Here is a 17,298-nt window from a genome sequence, read left to right on the forward strand (position 1 = left end):
CATGTTGAAACTCTCAACACCGTGTAAAGTGGCGGCCGTGACTACCGCCGGCCAGACTCGTGCCCTGCGCGGCCGCCGCGCCATCCGGCCCTCGGGCGACGACCGCGAGCAGGCGATCCTCGCGACGGCCGAGCGGCTCCTGGAAGAGCGCGGATTCGCCGGCATCTCCGTCGACGACCTGGCCAGGGGCGCCGGTCTGTCGCGACCGACGTTCTACTTTTATTTCAAGTCCAAGGAGGCGGTGCTGATCTCGCTGCTGGAGCCGGTCATCGCCCGCGCCGACTCCGAGTTCGACGGCGCGGTGCAGCGGCTGCCGACGGACCCACGCCGGGTCTGGCGCAACGGGATCAAGGCCTTTTTCACCGCGTTCAGCTCGCACCGCACGCTGGCGCGGGCCGCGACCGAGGCGCTGGCCACCAGCTCGGAGCTGCGGTCGGTGTGGTTGGGCTTCATGCAGAAGTGGATCGACCAGACGGCGGCCATGATCACCGCCGAGCGGGCGCGCGGGGCCGCCCCCGAGACCATCCCGGCCGCCGACCTGGCGACCTCGCTGAATCAGATGAACGAGCGCACGATGATGGCCGCGCTGTCGGCCGAGACGCCCGCAGTCGAGGAGGACCGCGTCGTCGACACGCTCACCCACATCTGGGTCACGAGCATCTACGGCGAGGCCCACTAAGTGGCGATCGCAAGCGCGGCGTAGCCGGGCGACGCGGGTCGCCACCATCGGATGACGTCGGACCCGCGTGCGAACATATGTTCGTGCGGTGCGACGCGTCCATTCTGCACGCGGACCTGGATTCGTTCTATGCGTCCGTCGAACAGCGCGACGACCCGGCGTTGCGCGGTCGCCCCGTGATCGTCGGCGGCGGGGTGGTGCTGGCGGCCAGTTATGAGGCCAAGGCGCACGGCGTGCGCACCGCGATGGGCGGGGCGCAGGCGCGACGACTGTGTCCCCACGCGGTGGTGGTGCCGCCCCGGATGGCGGCGTATTCGCGCGCCAGCGACGACGTGTTCGAGGTGTTCCGCGACTGCACGCCGCTCGTGGAGGCGCTCTCGGTGGACGAAGCCTTCCTGGACGTCGGCGGTCTGCGCCGGGTCTCCGGCACGCCGGTTCAGGTCGCAGAACGGCTGCGGGCCGACGTGCGCGACCGCGTCGGCCTGCCCATCACCGTCGGGATCGCCCGCACGAAGTTCCTCGCCAAGGTTGCCAGCCAGGAAGCCAAGCCCGACGGGCTGCTGCTGGTACCACCCGACCGGGAGCTGGCGTTTTTGCGCCCGCTGCCGGTGCGTCGTTTGTGGGGCGTGGGTGCGGTGACCGCCGAGAAGCTGCACGCGCACGGCCTGGCGACCGTCGCCGACGTCGCCGAGCTCACCGAGTCGACGCTGGCATCGCTGCTCGGCGCGGCCATGGGCCGTCAGCTGTACGCGTTGTCGCGCAACCTCGATCGCCGCCGGGTGACCACCTGCGTGCGCCGCCGCTCCATCGGTGCGCAGCGGGCGCTCGGCCGGGCGGGCAACCGCATGTCGGCCGCCGAGGTCGACGCGGTGGTGGTCAACCTGATCGACCGGATCACCGGGCGGATGCGCGCCGCCGGGCGCACCGGCCGCACGGTGGTGCTGCGCCTGCGCTTCGACGACTTCGGCCGGGCGACGCGCTCACACACGTTGCCGCTGGCCACGTCGGCGACGCAGCCCATCCTGGCCGCCGCGCGGCGGCTCGTCGCGTCCGCTGCGCCGTTGATCGCCGAACGAGGGCTGACGCTGGTCGGGTTCGCGGTGTCGGGCATCGACCGCAGCGGCGCGCAGCAGCTCATGCTGCCGTTCGGCGGCGAATCGCCGGCGATAGACGCGGCCATCGACCGGGTGCGCGACCGCTACGGCAAGTCCGCACTGACCCACGCTGTGTTGCTCGGTCGCGACCCGGGCTTCGAGATTCCGCACCTACCCGACTAATTTCTTTTTCTACAAGAGCGGTTGTCAATTCTCGTCAGCGCGGGACGGCATTCGATTCTTTGGCATACGCGCAAGGTTTCAGCCGCAAACCGCGTACGCGTTGCAACGCAAGGGCCGGAGGTCACAAACTGCCCGCATTCCGCGAATTACTCCGCGCGTTTCTGCCTAGGAGCATGGCGTAACCAACCATTGGCCGATGCGTTCTCTGAATGGGCGCCGGCCAGTCGTTCTGGCGTGCAGACGCCGCACACAGATCGTTTTTCTGAATGTCTACGGCCCGCGGCGCGACAAGAGCTTAGCAAAATTTTGCCGCGTGGAATCGTTTCGGAATCCCAACTGAAAGCGTACATTCTCAGCTACCCATAGCGTGCCCGTGGAAGTTCCCTGTGAAGAGGAGCAGTAAATGTCGCCTTTCGTCCTGATTTCTCCTGAAGTCGTTACCACCGCATCGTCGGACTTGAACGGGATCGGATCGGCGATCACGTCGGCCAACGCGGCGGCGGCGGGCTCGACGACATCGATATTGGTCGCGGCCAACGATGAGATTTCGGCAGCGATTTCGCAGGTGTTCGGCAGTTTCGCGCAGGAGTTTCAGACACTCAGCGCCCGGGCGACGCTTTTTCATGACCAATTCGTGCAGTCATTGGCGTCAGGAGCGGGGCAGTATGTGGCCGCCGAGGCGGCCAATGTCGCGGCGGCCAACGCGGACCCGCTGACGGCCTTGGTCGGCGAAATCCAGGCCCTCGGGTTGCCGCCCGGGCCGGTCAAGCTGCTGACGGGGCGCCCGCTGATCGGCAACGGGGCCGACGGGGCGCCAGGGACCGGGCAGGCCGGGGGCAACGGCGGGTGGCTGATCGGCAACGGCGGCAACGGCGGGTCCGGCGGGCTCGGGCAGAACGGCGGGGCCGGAGGGTCGGCGGGCTTGTGGGGCCATGGCGGTAACGGCGGAGCCGGCGGCAACGGCAAGCCCATCTCCAGCCCCGCGGGCGGAAACGGCGGGGCGGGCGGGGCCAACGGGTGGTTCGGCGGCGGCCCAGGCGGGGCCGGCGGGGCGGGCGGGGCCGGCATCACCGCCCCGTTCGGGGGTGGCGGGCATGGGGGGGATGGCGGGGCCGGGGGGGCCAACCGGCAGCTGCTTTCCCCGTTCGGCACCGCCGGGGCCGGCGGGGCCGGCGGCGCCGGCGGGTACGGCGGAACGCTTCCTCCAGGCCCCATAGTCGGGGCCGGCGCGAATGGCGGGCATGGCGGGGCCGGCGGCCACGGTGGGGCCGGCGGCGCGAACCTGGCCCTACTCGGCGGGCATGGCGGGGCGGGCGGCCTGGGCGGCAACGGCGGGCTAGGCGGCAACGGCGGCACCGGCGCAGATGGCGCCACGAACCTACCTACCCATCTCGGGGGCAGCGGCGGTATCGGTGGCGATGGCGGTGCCGCCGGTGCTGGTGGGGCCGGCGGCACCGGTGGAGGGTTCCTCGGACTCGCCGGCGCCGGCGGCGGCGGCGGCACAGGTGGCGCCGGGGGTACCGGCGGTACCGGCGGCGCTGCCGACGGCTCCCTTCTCAAGGGTTATGCCGGTCAAGGCGGCCAGGGTGGCCACGGTGGCGCCGGTGGGGCCGGTGGCAACTCCAGCGGCGCAATCAACGGCACAGGCGGCGGCGGTGGGCATGGCGGCACCGGCGGTAACGGCGGTCAAGGCCAGACCGATCCGGTCAGCGGCAACGAAGTCTTCGGCGGCGGCGGGGGCGGCGGCGGTGCCGGCGGCACGGGCGGCCACGTCGGTGGCGGCGGGACCGGAGGCGGTAGCGGCACCGGCGGCGACGGCGGGTCCGGCGGCTACGGCGGGACCGCCTTAACAACGAGTGGAGGTCTCCCCCAGGCTTTGGGGATCGGCGGCGCCGGGGGCGGCGGCGGTGCCGGTGCGCCCGGCGGCGGGGCAGGCGGCGCCGGGGGCGGCGGCGGTGGGGGCGCTACCGCAGTAACAACCTCGGCCGCGGGCGGCGGCGGGGGTGGGGGCGGAGGAGCGGCCATCGCCGGCGGCACCGCCGGAGGCGGAGGTGCTGGTGGTGGCGCGTTCAACCTCACCAATATCGCGGCCCTCGGTCTCGGCGGAAGCGGCGCCGGCACCGGCACCGGCGGCGGCGGTGGCGGCGGCGCCGTCGTCAACGCGAACTCCTACGCGGGCAACCTCGGCACCGACGGTGCCGCCGGAGGGACGGGCGGCATCGGAGCCAATGGTGGTGTCTTCCACAACAGCGGAGGTGACGCGGGCACCGCTGGCGTCGGCGGCTCCGGCGGGCACGGCGTCGTTCCATCCAGCAATGACGGGGGCGCCGGGCAGCCCTGACGGCGGCCATCGCGGCCCGGCTAGCTCGACCCCGTCCACTCCAGCAGCTTGTCGGCCGGCCAGGTGTTGACGATCCGATCGACGGGCACGCCGGCGTCCAGGGCGCGCTGGGCGCCGTAGCCGAGGAAGTCCAGCTGCCCGGGCGCGTGCGCGTCGGTGTCGATGCTGAACACGCAGCCGATCTCCAGCGCCTGCTTGAGCAGTCGGGTCGGGGGGTCGCGGCGCTCGGGGCGGGAGTTGATCTCCACGGCCGTCCCGTGGTCGCGGCAGGCGGTGAACACCGCCTGGGCGTCAAACTTCGATTCGGGCCGGATGCCGCGGCCGCCGGAGACCAGCCGGCCCGTGCAGTGGCCGAGCACGTCGGTGTGCGGATTGGAGACGGCGTTGATCATCCGGCGGGTCATCGCCGCGGAAGCCATCGACAGCTTCGAGTGCACGCTGGCCACGACGACGTCGAGGCGTTCGAGCAGTTCGGGTTCCTGGTCCAGGCTGCCGTCGTCGAGGATGTCGACCTCGATCCCGGTGAGGATGCGCAGCGGCGCGAACTGCTCGCGCAGCCTGTCGATCACGTCGAGCTGTGCGCGCAAGCGTTCCGGCGACAAGCCGTTGGCGATCGTCAGCCGAGGTGAGTGGTCGGTCAGCGCGCAGTACTCGTGGCCCAGCTCGAGTGCCGTGGCCATCATCTCGTCGATCGGCGCCGAGCCGTCCGACCAGTTCGAATGCAGGTGCAGGTCACCGCGCAGCGCCGCCCGGATGTCGCCGCCCCCGAGATCCTCTGCGGCCGCACGCAATTCGGCCAGCAGGTCGGGTTCGCGACCGGACCAGGCCTGGTCGATGACCTTGGCCGTCTTGGGCCCGATGCCCGGCAGCGTCTGCCAGCTGTTGGCCTGGCCGTGCCGCTCACGCGCCGCATCGTCGAGGCCCTCGATGATGTCGGCAGCGTTGCGATAGGCCATCACCCGCCGGGGGTCGTGGCGGCTCCGGTCCTTGTAGTAGGCGATCTGCCTCAGGGCGGCGACCGGATCCATCACACCAACTGGCCGGCGATGAACCCGGCGAGGATCACGCCGAAGCCGCCGATCTCGCCGAGGATGAGCAGGGCCATCGACACCTTGGTGCCACGGTCGGGGTGCTCGAACTGGTTCTCGGTGTCGCGCCGCGCGCCGTGATAGATGTAGGCGAGGATGGCCGAGACGAAGAAGAACACCACGACCATCGCCGCGGTCAGGTTGACCCAGACCGGCCACGCGCTCAACTCCACGAACACCGCGATCAGCAGGGTCGCAAAGGAATAGAGCAACGCCGCCCGGTGGGCGATGTCGACGTAGACATGGGCGCGGTGATCCTCGGCCACCATGATCTGGCGGTACTTCCAGACCCCGAGAATCAGCGCCAGCAAAAAGATCAGGCCGGCGGCGAGCAGGGTGATTTTGGTGTCGGTCCCGAGGGCGCAGCAGATGCAAGTCGCAGGAGTCATCGTCTGGCCAGTTTAGTTGCCCTTAATAACCCCGGACTACCGTCGGGCCATGCGATTCGCGTTCAAGACCTCACCCCAAAACACCACCTGGGCCGACATGCTCGCCGTGTGGCAGGCCGCCGACGACATCGACGTCTTCGAGTCCGGCTGGACGTTCGACCACTTCTATCCGATCTTTTCCGACAGCGCCGGACCGTGCCTGGAGGGCTGGACGACGCTGACCGCGCTGGCGCAGGCCACCAAACGACTGCGGGTGGGCACCCTGGTCACCGGGATCCACTATCGCCACCCCGCGGTGCTGGCCAACATGGTCGCGGCGCTCGACGTCATCTCCGGCGGTCGCGTCGAGCTAGGCATCGGCGCGGGCTGGAACGAGGAGGAGTCGGGCGCCTACGGCATCGAGTTGGGGTCGATCAAGGAACGCTTCGACCGGTTCGAGGAGGCCTGCCAGGTGCTGATCAGCCTGCTGAGCGAGGAGACCACCGATTTCGCCGGCAAGTACTACCAGCTCAAGGAAGCCCGGAACGAGCCCAAAGGCCCGCAGCGCCCGCATCCGCCGATCTGCATCGGCGGCAGTGGCGAAAAGCGCACGCTGCCGATCACCGCGCGGTACGCCCAGCACTGGAACTTCGCCGGCGGCTCGCCCGAGGAGTTCGCGCGCAAGCGCGACGTGCTGGCCGCACGGTGCGCGGACATCGGCCGCGATCCCAAGGAGATCACCCTGTCGGCGCACCTGTTCCTGGGGCCCGACCGCAACTACGGGAAGGTTGTCGAGGACGCCGCCGCGCTGGCCGCCGAAGGTCTGGACCTCGGCATCGTCTACATCGCGCCGCCCCACGACGCCGTCGTCCTGGAACCGCTGGCCGAGACGATCCGGCAATCGGGGCTGTGAGACCCGGGCCGAGCAAACTTATTTTTGCGCCGATCGCGCTCCAGCGCGGTGCTTACACGCCGAAGAGCATCAATTCTTCCGCGGTGATCAGGCGCTCGTGCTTAGCGGGGAATTCGCGGCTCTTGACCGGGTGACGGAACCATGACCAGGCGATTCGCCCCATCCGTGATCGAGGTAACGGGTTGATTTGCACTGTGATCACTCCTGCGGTCGATCCGATCAACCGGGACTCCCCCCGAAGTCAGCCCATGACTTCGATGTGATCGAGCCCACAGCAATCTATTAGACAACAATCGTCTGGCAAACGTGGGCAGAAACGCCGAATTGAATTCTTTTGTTTCTGGTGTGACTACTGTGACTACTGGAGCGGTGCCGTCGTGGGCTTGATCGGCGCCGGCAGCGCCGTCTCCCCCATCAGGAACCGGTCCACGCCGGCCGCGGCCGCCCGGCCCTCGGCTATCGCCCAAACGATCAGCGACTGGCCGCGACCCATGTCGCCGGCAACGAACACACCGGGCACCGAAGTGTCGAAGTCGGCCGCGCGCGCGACGTTCCCGCGGTCGGTGAGCTTGACGCCGAGGTCGGTGAGCAGGCCCGGCTTCTCCGGGCCGACGAATCCCATCGCCAGCAACACCAGGTCGGCCTCGAGTTCGAAGTCGGAGCCCTCGACACTGACGAACTTGCCGTCCTGCATGGTCACCTCGTGGGCTTTGAGCCCGGTGACGCGCCCGTCCTTGCCGACGAACTCCTCGGTGTTGACCGAGAACACCCGCTCGCCACCCTCCTCGTGCGCGGCCGACACCCGGTACATCAGCGGGTAGGTCGGCCACGGAGTGGACTCGGCGCGGGTGTCCGGCGGGCGCGGCATGATCTCGAACTGGTGCACCGCGATCGCGCCCTGCCGGTGCACGGTCCCCAGGCAGTCGGCCCCGGTGTCGCCGCCGCCGATGATGATGACCTTCTTGCCCTTGGCGGTGATCGGCGGCTCGCCGTCCGGCCCTAGGACGTCGTCACCTTCTTGCACCCGGTTGCCCCACGGCAGGTATTCCATCGCCTGGTGGATGCCGTCGAGATCGCGGCCCGGAATGGGCAGGTCACGCCAGGCGGTTGCGCCGCCGGCCAGCACCACCGCGTCGAAGTCGGCGCGCAACTGCTCGGCGGTGATGTCGACCCCGACGTTGACATTCGCCCGGAATTCGGTGCCCTCGGCGCGCATCTGGTCCAGCCGACGGTCCAGGATGCGCTTTTCCATCTTGAACTCGGGGATGCCGTAGCGCAGCAGGCCACCGATGCGGTCCTCGCGCTCGAAGACCGTCACGCTGTGGCCCGCGCGGGTCAGTTGCTGCGCGGCGGCCAGGCCCGCGGGCCCCGAACCGACCACGGCCACGGTCTTTCCGGTCAGCTTCTCCGGGGGAAGCGGCGCCACGAAGCCTTCCTCGAAGGCCCGCTCGATGATTTCGTACTCGATTTGCTTGATCGTGACCGGATCCTGGTTGATGCCGAGCACGCACGCCGGCTCGCACGGCGCCGGGCAGAGCCGGCCGGTGAAATCCGGGAAGTTGTTGGTGGCATGCAGCCGTTCAATGGCGTCGCGCCACCGGCCCCGGCGCACCAGGTCGTTCCACTCCGGGATCAGGTTGCCCAGCGGACATCCGTTGTGGCAGAAGGGAATGCCGCAGTCCATGCAGCGGGTCGCCTGCTCGCGCAGGGTCTCTTCTTCGAAGTCTTCGTAGACTTCGTTCCAGTCGCGCAGACGCAGCGGGACAGGCCGGCGCTTCGGCAATTCCCGATGGGTGTATTTCAGAAAGCCGCTGGGATCAGCCATGCGCCGCCGCCATGATCGCTTTGTCGATGTCGACGCCGTCGCGCTCGGCCTCGGCGATCGCCTGCAGCACCCGCTTGTAGTCGCGCGGCATCACCTTGGCGAAGTGCCGCTGCTGCCCCGGCCAGTCGGCCAGGATCCGTTGACCCACCGCGGAATCGGTGGCGTCGACGTGCGCCTGAACGGTGGCGTGCAGGAACTCCACGTCGTCGCCGTCGAGGGTCTCGAGCTCCACCATTTCGGCGTTGAGGCTGTTCGGAAGTTCGCCGTCGGGGTCGTACACGTAGGCCACACCGCCGGACATGCCCGCCGCGAAGTTGCGGCCGGTGCGACCCAGGATGACGACCTTGCCGCCGGTCATGTATTCGCACCCGTGATCGCCGACGCCCTCGACCACGGCGTGGGCGCCGGAGTTGCGGACCGCGAACCGTTCGCCGACCACGCCGCGCAGGTAAACCTCCCCGCTGGTGGCCCCGAACAGGATCACGTTGCCGCCGATGATGTTGTCCTCTGCGACGTAGTCGGCCGGCGCGTTGTCCGACGGCCGCACCACGATGCGGCCACCCGAGAGCCCCTTGCCGACGTAGTCGTTGGCGTCGCCGTAGACCCGCAACGTGATGCCGCGGGGAACGAATGCACCGAAGCTGTTGCCGGCGGAACCGTCGAACGTGATGTCGATCGTTCCGTCCGGCAGGCCTTGGCCGCCATAGGCTTTCGTCAGTTCGTGGCCGAGCATGGTGCCCACCGTGCGGTTGACGTTGCTGATCGTGGTGGAAAAACGGACCGGCTTGCCCGAATCCAGCGCCTCGCGACTCATCACGATCAGCTGCTGATCGAGCGCCTTGTCCAGCCCGTGGTCCTGGCGCGAGCTGCAGTACAGGTCCTGGTTCATGAACGCCGACTCCGGCTCGTGCAGCACGGGTGTCAGGTCCAGCTTGTGCGCCTTCCAGTGCGCGCGCGCCAGCGTGGTGTCCAGCGATCCGACCTGGCCCACGGCCTCGTTGAAGGTCCGGAAGCCCAACTGCGCCATGTACTCCCGCACCTCTTCGGCGATGAACAGGAAGAAGTTCTCCACGAACTCGGGCTGGCCGGTGAACCGCTCGCGCAACACCGGGTTCTGGGTGGCGACGCCGACCGGGCAGGTGTCCAGGTGGCACACCCGCATCATGATGCAGCCGGCGACCACCAGCGGGGCGGTGGCAAAGCCGAATTCCTCGGCGCCCAGCAGCGCGCCGATCATCACGTCGCGGCCGGTCTTGAGCTGGCCGTCCACCTGGACCACGATCCGGTCACGTAAGCCGTTGAGCAGCAACGTCTGCTGGGTCTCGGCCAGGCCGAGTTCCCAGGGGGCGCCCGCGTGCTTCTGTGAGGTCAGCGGGGTCGCCCCGGTGCCGCCGTCGTGCCCGGAGATCAGCACCACGTCGGCGTGCGCCTTGGAAACGCCGGCCGCGACCGTGCCCACCCCGTTCTCGGAAACCAGCTTCACGTGCACGCGCGCGGCCGGGTTGGCGTTCTTCAGGTCGTGGATCAGCTGCGCCAGGTCCTCGATGGAGTAAATGTCGTGGTGCGGCGGCGGCGAGATCAATCCGACGCCGGGTGTGGAGTGCCGCACCTCGGCGACCCACGGGTATACCTTGTGCCCCGGAAGCTGGCCTCCCTCACCGGGTTTCGCGCCCTGGGCCATCTTGATCTGGATGTCGGAGCAGTTGGTCAGGTAGTGCGAGGTGACCCCGAACCGGGCGGAGGCGACCTGCTTGATCGCGCTGCGGCGCCAGTCCCCGTTGGGGTCGCGCTCGAAGCGCCTGACGTCCTCGCCGCCCTCACCGCTGTTGGAGCGGCCGCCGAGGCGGTTCATCGCGATGGCCAGCGTCTCGTGCGCCTCGGCGGAGATGGAGCCGTAGCTCATCGCGCCGGTCGAGAAGCGCTTGACGATCTCGCTGGCGGGCTCGACCTCGTCCAGCGGCACCGGCGGGCGCACGTCGCCGCGGAACTTCAGCAGGCCGCGCAGCGAGGCCATCCGCTCGCTCTGGTCGTCGACGAGGCGGGTGTATTCCTTGAAGATCTTGTACTGCCCGGTGCGGGTGGCGTGCTGCAGCTTGAAGACGGTCTCGGGGTTGAAGAGGTGGTACTCCCCCTCGCGGCGCCACTGGTAGTCGCCGCCAACCTCGAGCTCGCGATGCGCGCGCGAGTCCGGCCGGTCGATGAAGGCCAGCTGGTGGCGGGTGGCCACGTCGGTGGCGATGTCCTCCAGGGTGATACCGCCGGTGGGGCAGCTCAGCCCGGTGAAGTACTCGTCGAGCACGTCCTCCGAGATGCCGACCGCCTGGAACAGCTGCGCACCGGTGTAGGAGGCCAGCGTCGAAATGCCCATCTTGGACATCACTTTCAGCACGCCCTTGCCGGCCGCCTTGACGTAGTTGTTCAGCGCCTTGTTGCGGTCCAATCCGTTGAAGTCGCCGCGGTCGAGCATGTCCTCGATCGACTCGAACGCCAGGTAGGGGTTGACCGCCGCCGCGCCGAAGCCGACCAGCGCCGCCATGTGGTGCACCTCGCGGGCGTCGCCGGTCTCGACGACCAGGCCGACCTGGGTGCGCGTCCGGTCACGCACCAGGTGATGGTGCACCGCCGCGACCGCGAGCACCGACGGGATGGGCGCCAGTCGCTCGTCGGACTCGCGGTCGGAAATGATGATGACCCGGGCGCCGTCGGCGATGGCCGCCGACGCCTGCGCGCGCACGTCCTCGAGCGCGGCGGCCAGCCCGGCGCCGCCGTCGGCGACCGGGTACAGGCAGCGAATCACCTTGGAGCGCATGCCGTGCGGGCGCCCGTTGACCTCGTCGGCGGGGTCCAGGTGGATCAGCTTGGCCAGCTCGTAGTTCCGCAGGATCGGCTGCTGCAGCACGATCTGATGGCAGGAGTTCTCGTCGGGATTGAGCAGGTCGCGCTCGCCGCCGGTGGTGCCCTGCAGGCTGGTCACCACCTCCTCGCGGATGGCGTCCAGCGGCGGGTTGGTGACCTGGGCGAAGAGCTGGTGGAAGTAGTCGTAGAGCATCCGCGGGCGCTGCGACAACACCGCCACCGGGGTGTCGGTGCCCATCGAGCCGATCGGCTCGGCGCCGGAACGCACCATCGGCGCCACCAGCAGGTTGAGTTCCTCGTAGGTGTAGCCAAAAGCCTGCTGCCGCTTGACCAGTCGCTCGTGCGGCATCCGCACGTACTTGCCCGCCGGCAGGTCGTCGAGCGGGACCAGGCCCTTGTCGAGCCATTCCTGATACGGGTGCTCGGCGGCCAGCTCGGCTTTGATCTCCTCGTCGGAGACGATGCGGCCCTGGGCGGTGTCGACCAGGAACATCCGGCCGGGCTGCAGCCGCATGCGGCGAACCACCTTGGCCGGGTCCAGGTCGAGCACACCGGCCTCGGAGGCCATCACCACCAGGCCGTCGTCGGTGACCCAGATCCGCGAGGGGCGCAAGCCATTCCGGTCGAGCACTGCGCCGATGATGGTGCCGTCGGTGAACGTCATCGACGCCGGGCCGTCCCACGGCTCCATCAGCGAGGCGTGGTACTGGTAGAACGCCCGGCGCGCGGGATCCATCGACTCGTGGCGCTCCCACGCCTCGGGGATCATCATCAACACCGCGTGGGCCAGGCTGCGCCCGCCCAGGTGCAGCAGTTCGAGCGCCTCGTCGAAGCGAGCGGTGTCCGAGGCGCCCGGGGTACAGATCGGGAAGAGCTTCTCGACGTCGTCGCCGAAGAGGTCGGTCTTGATCAACGCCTCACGCGCGTGCATCCAGTTCTCGTTGCCGGTGACGGTGTTGATCTCGCCGTTGTGGGCGATGCGGCGGAACGGGTGCGCCAGCGGCCAGGACGGAAAGGTGTTGGTGGAGAACCGCGAGTGCACGATCCCCAGCGCGCTGGTGAGCCGATCGTCTTGCAGGTCAAGGTAAAACGCCTTGAGCTGCGGGGTGGTCAGCATGCCCTTGTAGATGAGCGTCTGGCCGGAAAGGCTTGGGAAGTACACGGTTTCGCGCCCCGGCCCGTCCTGGCCGGGACCTTTGGTGCCCAGTTCGTGTTCCGCGCGCTTGCGTACCACGTAGGCGCGGCGCTCCAGCTCCATGTCGGAGGCGCCCGTCATGAACACCTGCCGGAAGGTCGGCATCGCGTCACGCGACAGCGCGCCCAGCGACGAGTCGTCGGTGGGCACGTTGCGCCAACCCAGCACCTCGAGGCCCTCGGCCTCGGCGATCTTTTCCACGGCGGCGCAGGCGGCCGCGGCGTCCTTGGACGACTGCGGCAAAAACGCGATGCCGGTGGCGTAGCTGCCGGCGGGGGGCAATTCGAAGTCGACGACTTCGCGCAGGAACGCGTCGGGAACCTGGATCAGGATGCCGGCGCCGTCACCGCTGCGCGGCTCCGCGCCCTGGGCGCCGCGGTGCTCGAGGTTGAGCAGCGCGGTGATGGCCTTGTCGACGATGTCTCGGCTGCGGCGGCCGTGCATATCGACGACCATGGCTACCCCGCACGAATCGTGCTCGAACGCGGGGTTGTATAACCCGACGCGCTTGGGCGTCATATGCACCTGACCCTTCACCAGAACGTTCCAGCGGCCGTGCGAGGCCGTTACGAGCTGCTCCGCCGGGGCCGGTGAGGCCCCTTTGGCTTGTCGATTTGGGCTGTTCCCCAGGCGGAATGGGATCCGGTTAGGGATTCGTCCGTGCAGCGCTGAACGGTGGCCTGGAACCGGTCTCGACAAGTCGTAAAACGATATGACAATACCCGCCTGACATGCCAACTTCGTCAAGTCTAACCGCCCGCTGGCAGCGCGGTAAATTCGCTGCGACGGGCGACCGACGGCAGCGCCGACCTGCTGTTCGGGGCTGGTATTCGCCCGGTTCCGCCGTCGAATCTAGCCGACCACCGGCGGCAACCACGAATCGCGCGCGTTTGCTGTGATTGCGCTCACGCACGGCAGCCTTGCGCGGGAGTTTGCGCGCCACTCGGGCGGTTGACGCGACCGTGCGTGGCCGATACTGGGCCCATGAACGAGCGCGACGAATTCCTGCGCGACCGTCTGCGACCCGACCAGCCCGCCGCCCCTCCGGCGCCCCCCGTACACCCGGTAACTCCGCCCGGCCCCCCGCCCGGGGATCCCCGCCCCGCGCCGACCTCTCCCCCGGTCGCGCCCCCGCCCGTGCCGAGGCCCGCTCCCCCCGGCCCGCCGGGGCCGCCCCCGCCGCAGCACCGCCCCGGCGTTCCTCCGGTCCCGCCGGCCGCACCGCACCCGCCCGCACCCCCGCCGCGACGATCCGCGCCGCCGCAGCAGCAGCAGACACCCCGCGCGGCGCCGCCCGCGGCGCCACAGCGGCCCCCGGCCACGCCGTCGTTCACGACCGAACTGCCTGAGCGCGGCTGGCGCCGCCTCGTGCGGCTGGTCACCTTTGGTCTGGTCAAGCCGGGCCCGTCGGCGGCACAGCGGCAGGAGGCGCAATTCGAGGCGGCCATCCGAACGGCCCTGCACGGCAATTACAAGCTGGGCGTGCTCGGCAAGGGCGGCGTCGGCAAGACGTCGGTCGCCGCGAGCGTGGGATCGCTGTTTGCCCGGCTGCGCCGGCAGGACCACGTGGTGGCGATCGACGCCGACACCGCGTTCGGCCGATTGAGCAGCCGGATCGACCCGCGGTCGATGGGCTCGTTCTGGGAGTTGACCGGCGACAAGAACCTGCGCTCCTTCGCCGAGGTGGTCGGGCGCCTCGGCCGCAATCCCGCCGGCCTGCACGTGCTGGGTGGCGAGCCGGCGTCGGGCCCACGGCGGGTGCTCGATCCCGCGATCTACCGGGAGGCCGCCCGGCGGCTGGACCGCCACTTCACGATCTCGGTCATCGACTGCGGCTCGACGATGGACTCGCCGGTGACCCAGGAGGTGCTGCGCGACCTGGACGCGCTGATCGTGGTCTCCTCACCATGGGCCGACGGGGCCTCCGCGGCCGCCCGGACCATGGAGTGGCTGTCGGACCGGGGCCTGACGGAGCTGCTGGGCCACACCATCGTGGTGCTCAACGACTCCGACGGCCACGCCGACAAGCGCACCCGGGAGTCGCTGGCGCGCGAGTTCGTCGAGCACGGACAACCGGTGATCGAAGTGCCCTTCGATCCCCATCTGCGGCCCGGCGGCGTCATCGACGTGGACGGCGAGATGGCCCCGGCGACGCGGCGCAAGTTTCTCGAGGTCACCGCGACGATCGCGGGCTACTTCGCGGCGCGGCCGGACGCGCGTCAGGAGCGCTGACCGGCGCGGGCCGACGGGTCGGCGACGGCCTCGATCTTGGTCACCAGGTGACCGCGGATCGTCAGCACGATCGCCGCGAAGAGCCGGCGCTCGGCGAAGGCCAACACCGCCGGTTGCCCGGCCGGACCGCTGACCAGGGTGACCTCCGGCCCGAGGTAGCGCAGGAGGTTGGTGGCCACGGCGTGCGCCCCGTGGTTGACCTGTGGCGGCGGCGCCGGGTCGGCCAGGACGGTGCCCACACCCCAGACCGTCGGATCCAGCACGGCGGTCAACCCCGCGATGTCGCCGTTGGCGCACGCGGTGATGAACTTCTCGGTGACGAGCTGGTGCTCGGACGAGGCCACCTCGTTCAGTTTCGGTTGCGCCGCAGTGATTTTGGCCCGCGCACGCCGCGCCAGCTGGCGGCAGGTGCCCACCGGGCGGCCGACGGTCTCGGCGATCGAGTCGAACGGGACCCCGAACACGTCGTGCAGCACGAAGGCGACCCGTTCGGCGGGGTTGAGACGGCGCAGCACCTCCAGGAGCGCGGTGCGGACCTCGTCGTCGAGGGTGATCCGGTCGGCGGGGTCCGACCGCGGCGACGACGGCTGCTCGACCTCTCCGGGCCACTCGCGGCGGGCGCGCGCCGAGCGCACCTGATCCAGGCACAGCCGGCTTGCCACCACCGTCAGCCAGGCCCGCACGTCGTCGATCTCGTGGGGATCGGTGCGGGAGAGCCGCAAAAACGCCTCCTGCGCAACGTCTTCGGCGTCGCCGACGTCGCCGAGCATCTGGTAGGCCAGGTTGACCAGATACGGGCGGTGACGGCGCCACGCCTCGGTGACCTGTTCGGCGGGTGACTGGCTCATGACTCTTCGACGATCCGGCGGGCCAAAAAGTTACGCGTTTCGCATGTAACTTTCCCACCTTTCGCGCCGTCGTAGAAGCACCACAGAAAACAGCCGAAAGGAACCATTCCATGACCATCATCGTCACCGGAGCGACGGGCAACGTCGGGCGTCCGCTCGTCGCCGCACTTGTGGCCGCGGGCGCCCAGGTCCGCGTGGTCACCCGCGCACCCGGCTCCGCCGGATTTCCCTCGGGTGTCGAGGTATTCGGGTCGGCCACCGACGCGCTGCCGGGGGCGTCGGCGGTGTTCCTCAACTCCCGGGCGCTCGGCGCGCAGCTACCCGACGTGGTCGCGCGCTGCCGCCCCGCCGGAGTCACCAAGCTCGTCGCGCTATCGGCGATCAACGCCGACGACGACTTCGGCCGGCAGCCATCGCGGTTCCGAGGGGACCGCAACAAGGAGGTCGAGCAGCTCGCCGTCGATTCCGGGCTGGACTGGGTGAGCCTGCGGCCCGCGGTCTTCGCGACCAACTTCTCCGGAATGTGGGCGGCGCAGATCCGCGCCGGCGACGTGGTGGGTGGCCCGTTCGCCGCGGCGTCGTCGGCACCGATCGTGGAGAGCGACATCGCGGCGGTAGCGGCGCGGGCATTTCTCACCGATGATCTTGTGGGCCAACGCATCCCGCTGACGGGGCCGCAGGCGTTCACCAACTCCGAGCTGGTCGGGATCGTCGGCGAGGTGCTCGGCCGCCCGCTGCACTATCGGGAGGTGCCGGCGGAGCAGGTGCGGCAACGGTTCATCGGTTTGGGGTTCTCGGCCGGGTTCGCCGACGCCTATACCGCGATGCTCGCCGAGACGCTCGACAAGGCCGCCCTGATCACCCACGACGTCGAGAAGATCCTCGGCCGCCCGGCGACCCCGTTCGCGCAGTGGGTGGGCGAGCACCGCGATCTGTTCACCGAGTCCTAGCAGGGAGACCGACATGTCCGAACCGCGTCCGCCGCGCTACCTCAAACCCATGAACCGGTTCATGATGGCCGTCCAGCGGCTGGGGATCCCCACCGGCCCCGCCATGGTGCTGACCGTGCCCGGCCGCAAGTCCGGTCAGCCGCGCAGTACCCCGATGACACCGTTCGAGTTTCGGGGCGGCCTCTACGTGGTGGCCGGCTACCCCGGCGCCGACTGGGCCGCCAACGCCCGCGCCGCGGGCACCGGCACGCTCAGCCGCGGCCGGCGATCACGCGAAGTCAGGATCGTCGAACTCGACCCCGAGGAGGCGCGCCCGGTGCTGCGCGAGTTCTCCGTCAAAGTGCCGGTGGGTGTTTCGTTCGCGAAGCGCTGCGGGATGGTGCGCGACGGAACGGCCGACGAATTCGAAGCACTGGCGGGCCGGGTCGCCGTGTTCCGGTTCGAGCCGAGCGGTCCATGACCGGCCGCATCCGATCCGGCTTCGAATCGGTGCGGACAAAGCGAGAACGGAATTGCCGGCTGCCTCAACCAATTTCGCCCTCGATGCGAGGCTCCTAACCCGGTTAGTTGTTGGTCGGTGGTGGCTGGGGTTGGAAGGGCTCGTACCACCACCAGTCGGCGCGCTCGCCGATGGGTCCGGGGCAGGGCGCTACCGCGGGCGGGGGTTGGGTCGGTGGGCGGGCAAGCGATCCCGGGTTCAGTGGTCGCCCGTCGCTGTCGGTGACA

The 17,298-nt window shown here is 69.6% G+C and carries 12 protein-coding genes and 1 pseudogene; 7 read left to right on the forward strand and 6 right to left on the reverse strand.

Features of this window, described 5'->3' with window-relative positions:
* Window positions 1-37 precede the first annotated feature (37 nt).
* The 3 genes from AC5Y43_RS22210 (at window position 38) to AC5Y43_RS22220 (ending at window position 4,297) form a co-directional block, all read left to right on the forward strand.
* Window positions 38-679: a TetR/AcrR family transcriptional regulator gene (locus AC5Y43_RS22210; protein WP_499976051.1), complete on the forward strand. Its 642-nt coding sequence runs from the start codon at window positions 38-40 to the stop codon at window positions 677-679.
* 77 nt (window positions 680-756) lie between these two features.
* On the forward strand, window positions 757-1,956 hold the full coding sequence (dinB, locus tag AC5Y43_RS22215) for a DNA polymerase IV (protein WP_499976053.1): 1,200 nt from the start codon (window positions 757-759) through the stop codon (window positions 1,954-1,956).
* Window positions 1,957-2,359: 403 nt separating this feature from the next.
* Window positions 2,360-4,297, forward strand: coding sequence for a PE family protein (locus tag AC5Y43_RS22220; RefSeq protein WP_499976056.1), 1,938 nt, complete (start codon window positions 2,360-2,362; stop codon window positions 4,295-4,297).
* 20 nt (window positions 4,298-4,317) lie between these two features.
* Here the strand turns inward: AC5Y43_RS22220 and AC5Y43_RS22225 are convergent, their stop codons facing one another.
* On the reverse strand, window positions 4,318-5,325 hold the full coding sequence (locus tag AC5Y43_RS22225; RefSeq protein WP_499976058.1) for a PHP domain-containing protein: 1,008 nt from the start codon (window positions 5,323-5,325) through the stop codon (window positions 4,318-4,320).
* The gene (locus AC5Y43_RS22230) at window positions 5,325-5,774 is read right to left on the reverse strand and encodes a hypothetical protein (RefSeq protein WP_499976061.1); all 450 of its coding nucleotides are present in this window, start codon (window positions 5,772-5,774) and stop codon (window positions 5,325-5,327) included. The genes AC5Y43_RS22225 and AC5Y43_RS22230 overlap by 1 nt, the downstream gene beginning before the upstream one ends.
* Window positions 5,775-5,823: 49 nt before the next feature.
* Here AC5Y43_RS22230 and AC5Y43_RS22235 point away from each other — a divergent pair, with 49 nt between their 5' ends.
* Window positions 5,824-6,666 (forward strand): LLM class F420-dependent oxidoreductase, encoded by an 843-nt coding sequence (locus AC5Y43_RS22235; RefSeq protein WP_499976063.1) that lies wholly within the window; start codon window positions 5,824-5,826, stop codon window positions 6,664-6,666.
* Window positions 6,667-7,024: 358 nt separating this feature from the next.
* On the opposite strand, the gene AC5Y43_RS22240 is transcribed toward AC5Y43_RS22235, so the two are convergent.
* Both AC5Y43_RS22240 and gltB read right to left on the reverse strand, forming a co-directional pair.
* On the reverse strand, window positions 7,025-8,491 hold the full coding sequence (locus AC5Y43_RS22240) for a glutamate synthase subunit beta (protein ID WP_499976064.1): 1,467 nt from the start codon (window positions 8,489-8,491) through the stop codon (window positions 7,025-7,027).
* A complete protein-coding gene (gltB, locus tag AC5Y43_RS22245; protein ID WP_499976066.1) occupies window positions 8,484-13,061 on the reverse strand; it encodes a glutamate synthase large subunit in 4,578 nt (1,525 codons plus the stop codon). Before gltB ends, AC5Y43_RS22240 begins: the two co-directional genes overlap by 8 nt.
* A gap of 465 nt (window positions 13,062-13,526) precedes the next feature.
* Between gltB and AC5Y43_RS22250 the strand changes: the two genes are divergently transcribed.
* Window positions 13,527-14,774: a MinD/ParA family ATP-binding protein gene (locus tag AC5Y43_RS22250; protein WP_499976069.1), complete on the forward strand. Its 1,248-nt coding sequence runs from the start codon at window positions 13,527-13,529 to the stop codon at window positions 14,772-14,774.
* Here the strand turns inward: AC5Y43_RS22250 and sigI are convergent.
* Complete coding sequence (gene sigI / locus AC5Y43_RS22255) at window positions 14,762-15,622, reverse strand: RNA polymerase sigma factor SigI (RefSeq protein ID WP_499976071.1); 861 nt, start codon at window positions 15,620-15,622, stop codon at window positions 14,762-14,764. The two genes, AC5Y43_RS22250 and sigI, sit on opposite strands and share 13 nt — an antisense overlap.
* Before the next feature lie 110 nt (window positions 15,623-15,732).
* Here sigI and AC5Y43_RS22260 point away from each other — a divergent pair, with 110 nt between their 5' ends.
* Both AC5Y43_RS22260 and AC5Y43_RS22265 read left to right on the forward strand, forming a co-directional pair.
* The gene (locus tag AC5Y43_RS22260) at window positions 15,733-16,572 is read left to right on the forward strand and encodes an NAD(P)H-binding protein (RefSeq protein ID WP_499976073.1); all 840 of its coding nucleotides are present in this window, start codon (window positions 15,733-15,735) and stop codon (window positions 16,570-16,572) included.
* Window positions 16,573-16,585: 13 nt separating this feature from the next.
* On the forward strand, window positions 16,586-17,032 hold the full coding sequence (locus AC5Y43_RS22265) for a nitroreductase family deazaflavin-dependent oxidoreductase (RefSeq protein ID WP_499976076.1): 447 nt from the start codon (window positions 16,586-16,588) through the stop codon (window positions 17,030-17,032).
* Window positions 17,033-17,135: 103 nt separating this feature from the next.
* Here AC5Y43_RS22265 and AC5Y43_RS22270 read toward each other — a convergent pair.
* Window positions 17,136-17,298: pseudogene (locus tag AC5Y43_RS22270) on the reverse strand (hypothetical protein); the annotation flags it as partial.

It is taken from the genome of Mycobacterium sp. NGS57 (assembly GCF_059812405.1).

Excerpts from the sequence above, each read along its gene's own strand:
- AC5Y43_RS22260 (WP_499976073.1), top strand. The coding sequence starts at position 15,733 with ATGACCATCATCGTCACCGGAGCGACGGGCAACGTCGGGCGTCCGCTC.
- AC5Y43_RS22235 (WP_499976063.1), top strand. The coding sequence starts at position 5,824 with ATGCGATTCGCGTTCAAGACCTCACCCCAAAACACCACCTGGGCCGAC.
- sigI (WP_499976071.1), bottom strand. The coding sequence starts at position 15,622 with ATGAGCCAGTCACCCGCCGAACAGGTCACCGAGGCGTGGCGCCGTCAC.
- AC5Y43_RS22225 (WP_499976058.1), bottom strand. The coding sequence starts at position 5,325 with ATGGATCCGGTCGCCGCCCTGAGGCAGATCGCCTACTACAAGGACCGG.
- gltB (WP_499976066.1), bottom strand. The coding sequence starts at position 13,061 with ATGACGCCCAAGCGCGTCGGGTTATACAACCCCGCGTTCGAGCACGAT.
- AC5Y43_RS22220 (WP_499976056.1), top strand. The coding sequence starts at position 2,360 with ATGTCGCCTTTCGTCCTGATTTCTCCTGAAGTCGTTACCACCGCATCG.
- AC5Y43_RS22240 (WP_499976064.1), bottom strand. The coding sequence starts at position 8,491 with ATGGCTGATCCCAGCGGCTTTCTGAAATACACCCATCGGGAATTGCCG.
- dinB (WP_499976053.1), top strand. The coding sequence starts at position 757 with ATGTTCGTGCGGTGCGACGCGTCCATTCTGCACGCGGACCTGGATTCG.
- AC5Y43_RS22230 (WP_499976061.1), bottom strand. The coding sequence starts at position 5,774 with ATGACTCCTGCGACTTGCATCTGCTGCGCCCTCGGGACCGACACCAAA.
- AC5Y43_RS22250 (WP_499976069.1), top strand. The coding sequence starts at position 13,527 with ATGAACGAGCGCGACGAATTCCTGCGCGACCGTCTGCGACCCGACCAG.
- AC5Y43_RS22265 (WP_499976076.1), top strand. The coding sequence starts at position 16,586 with ATGTCCGAACCGCGTCCGCCGCGCTACCTCAAACCCATGAACCGGTTC.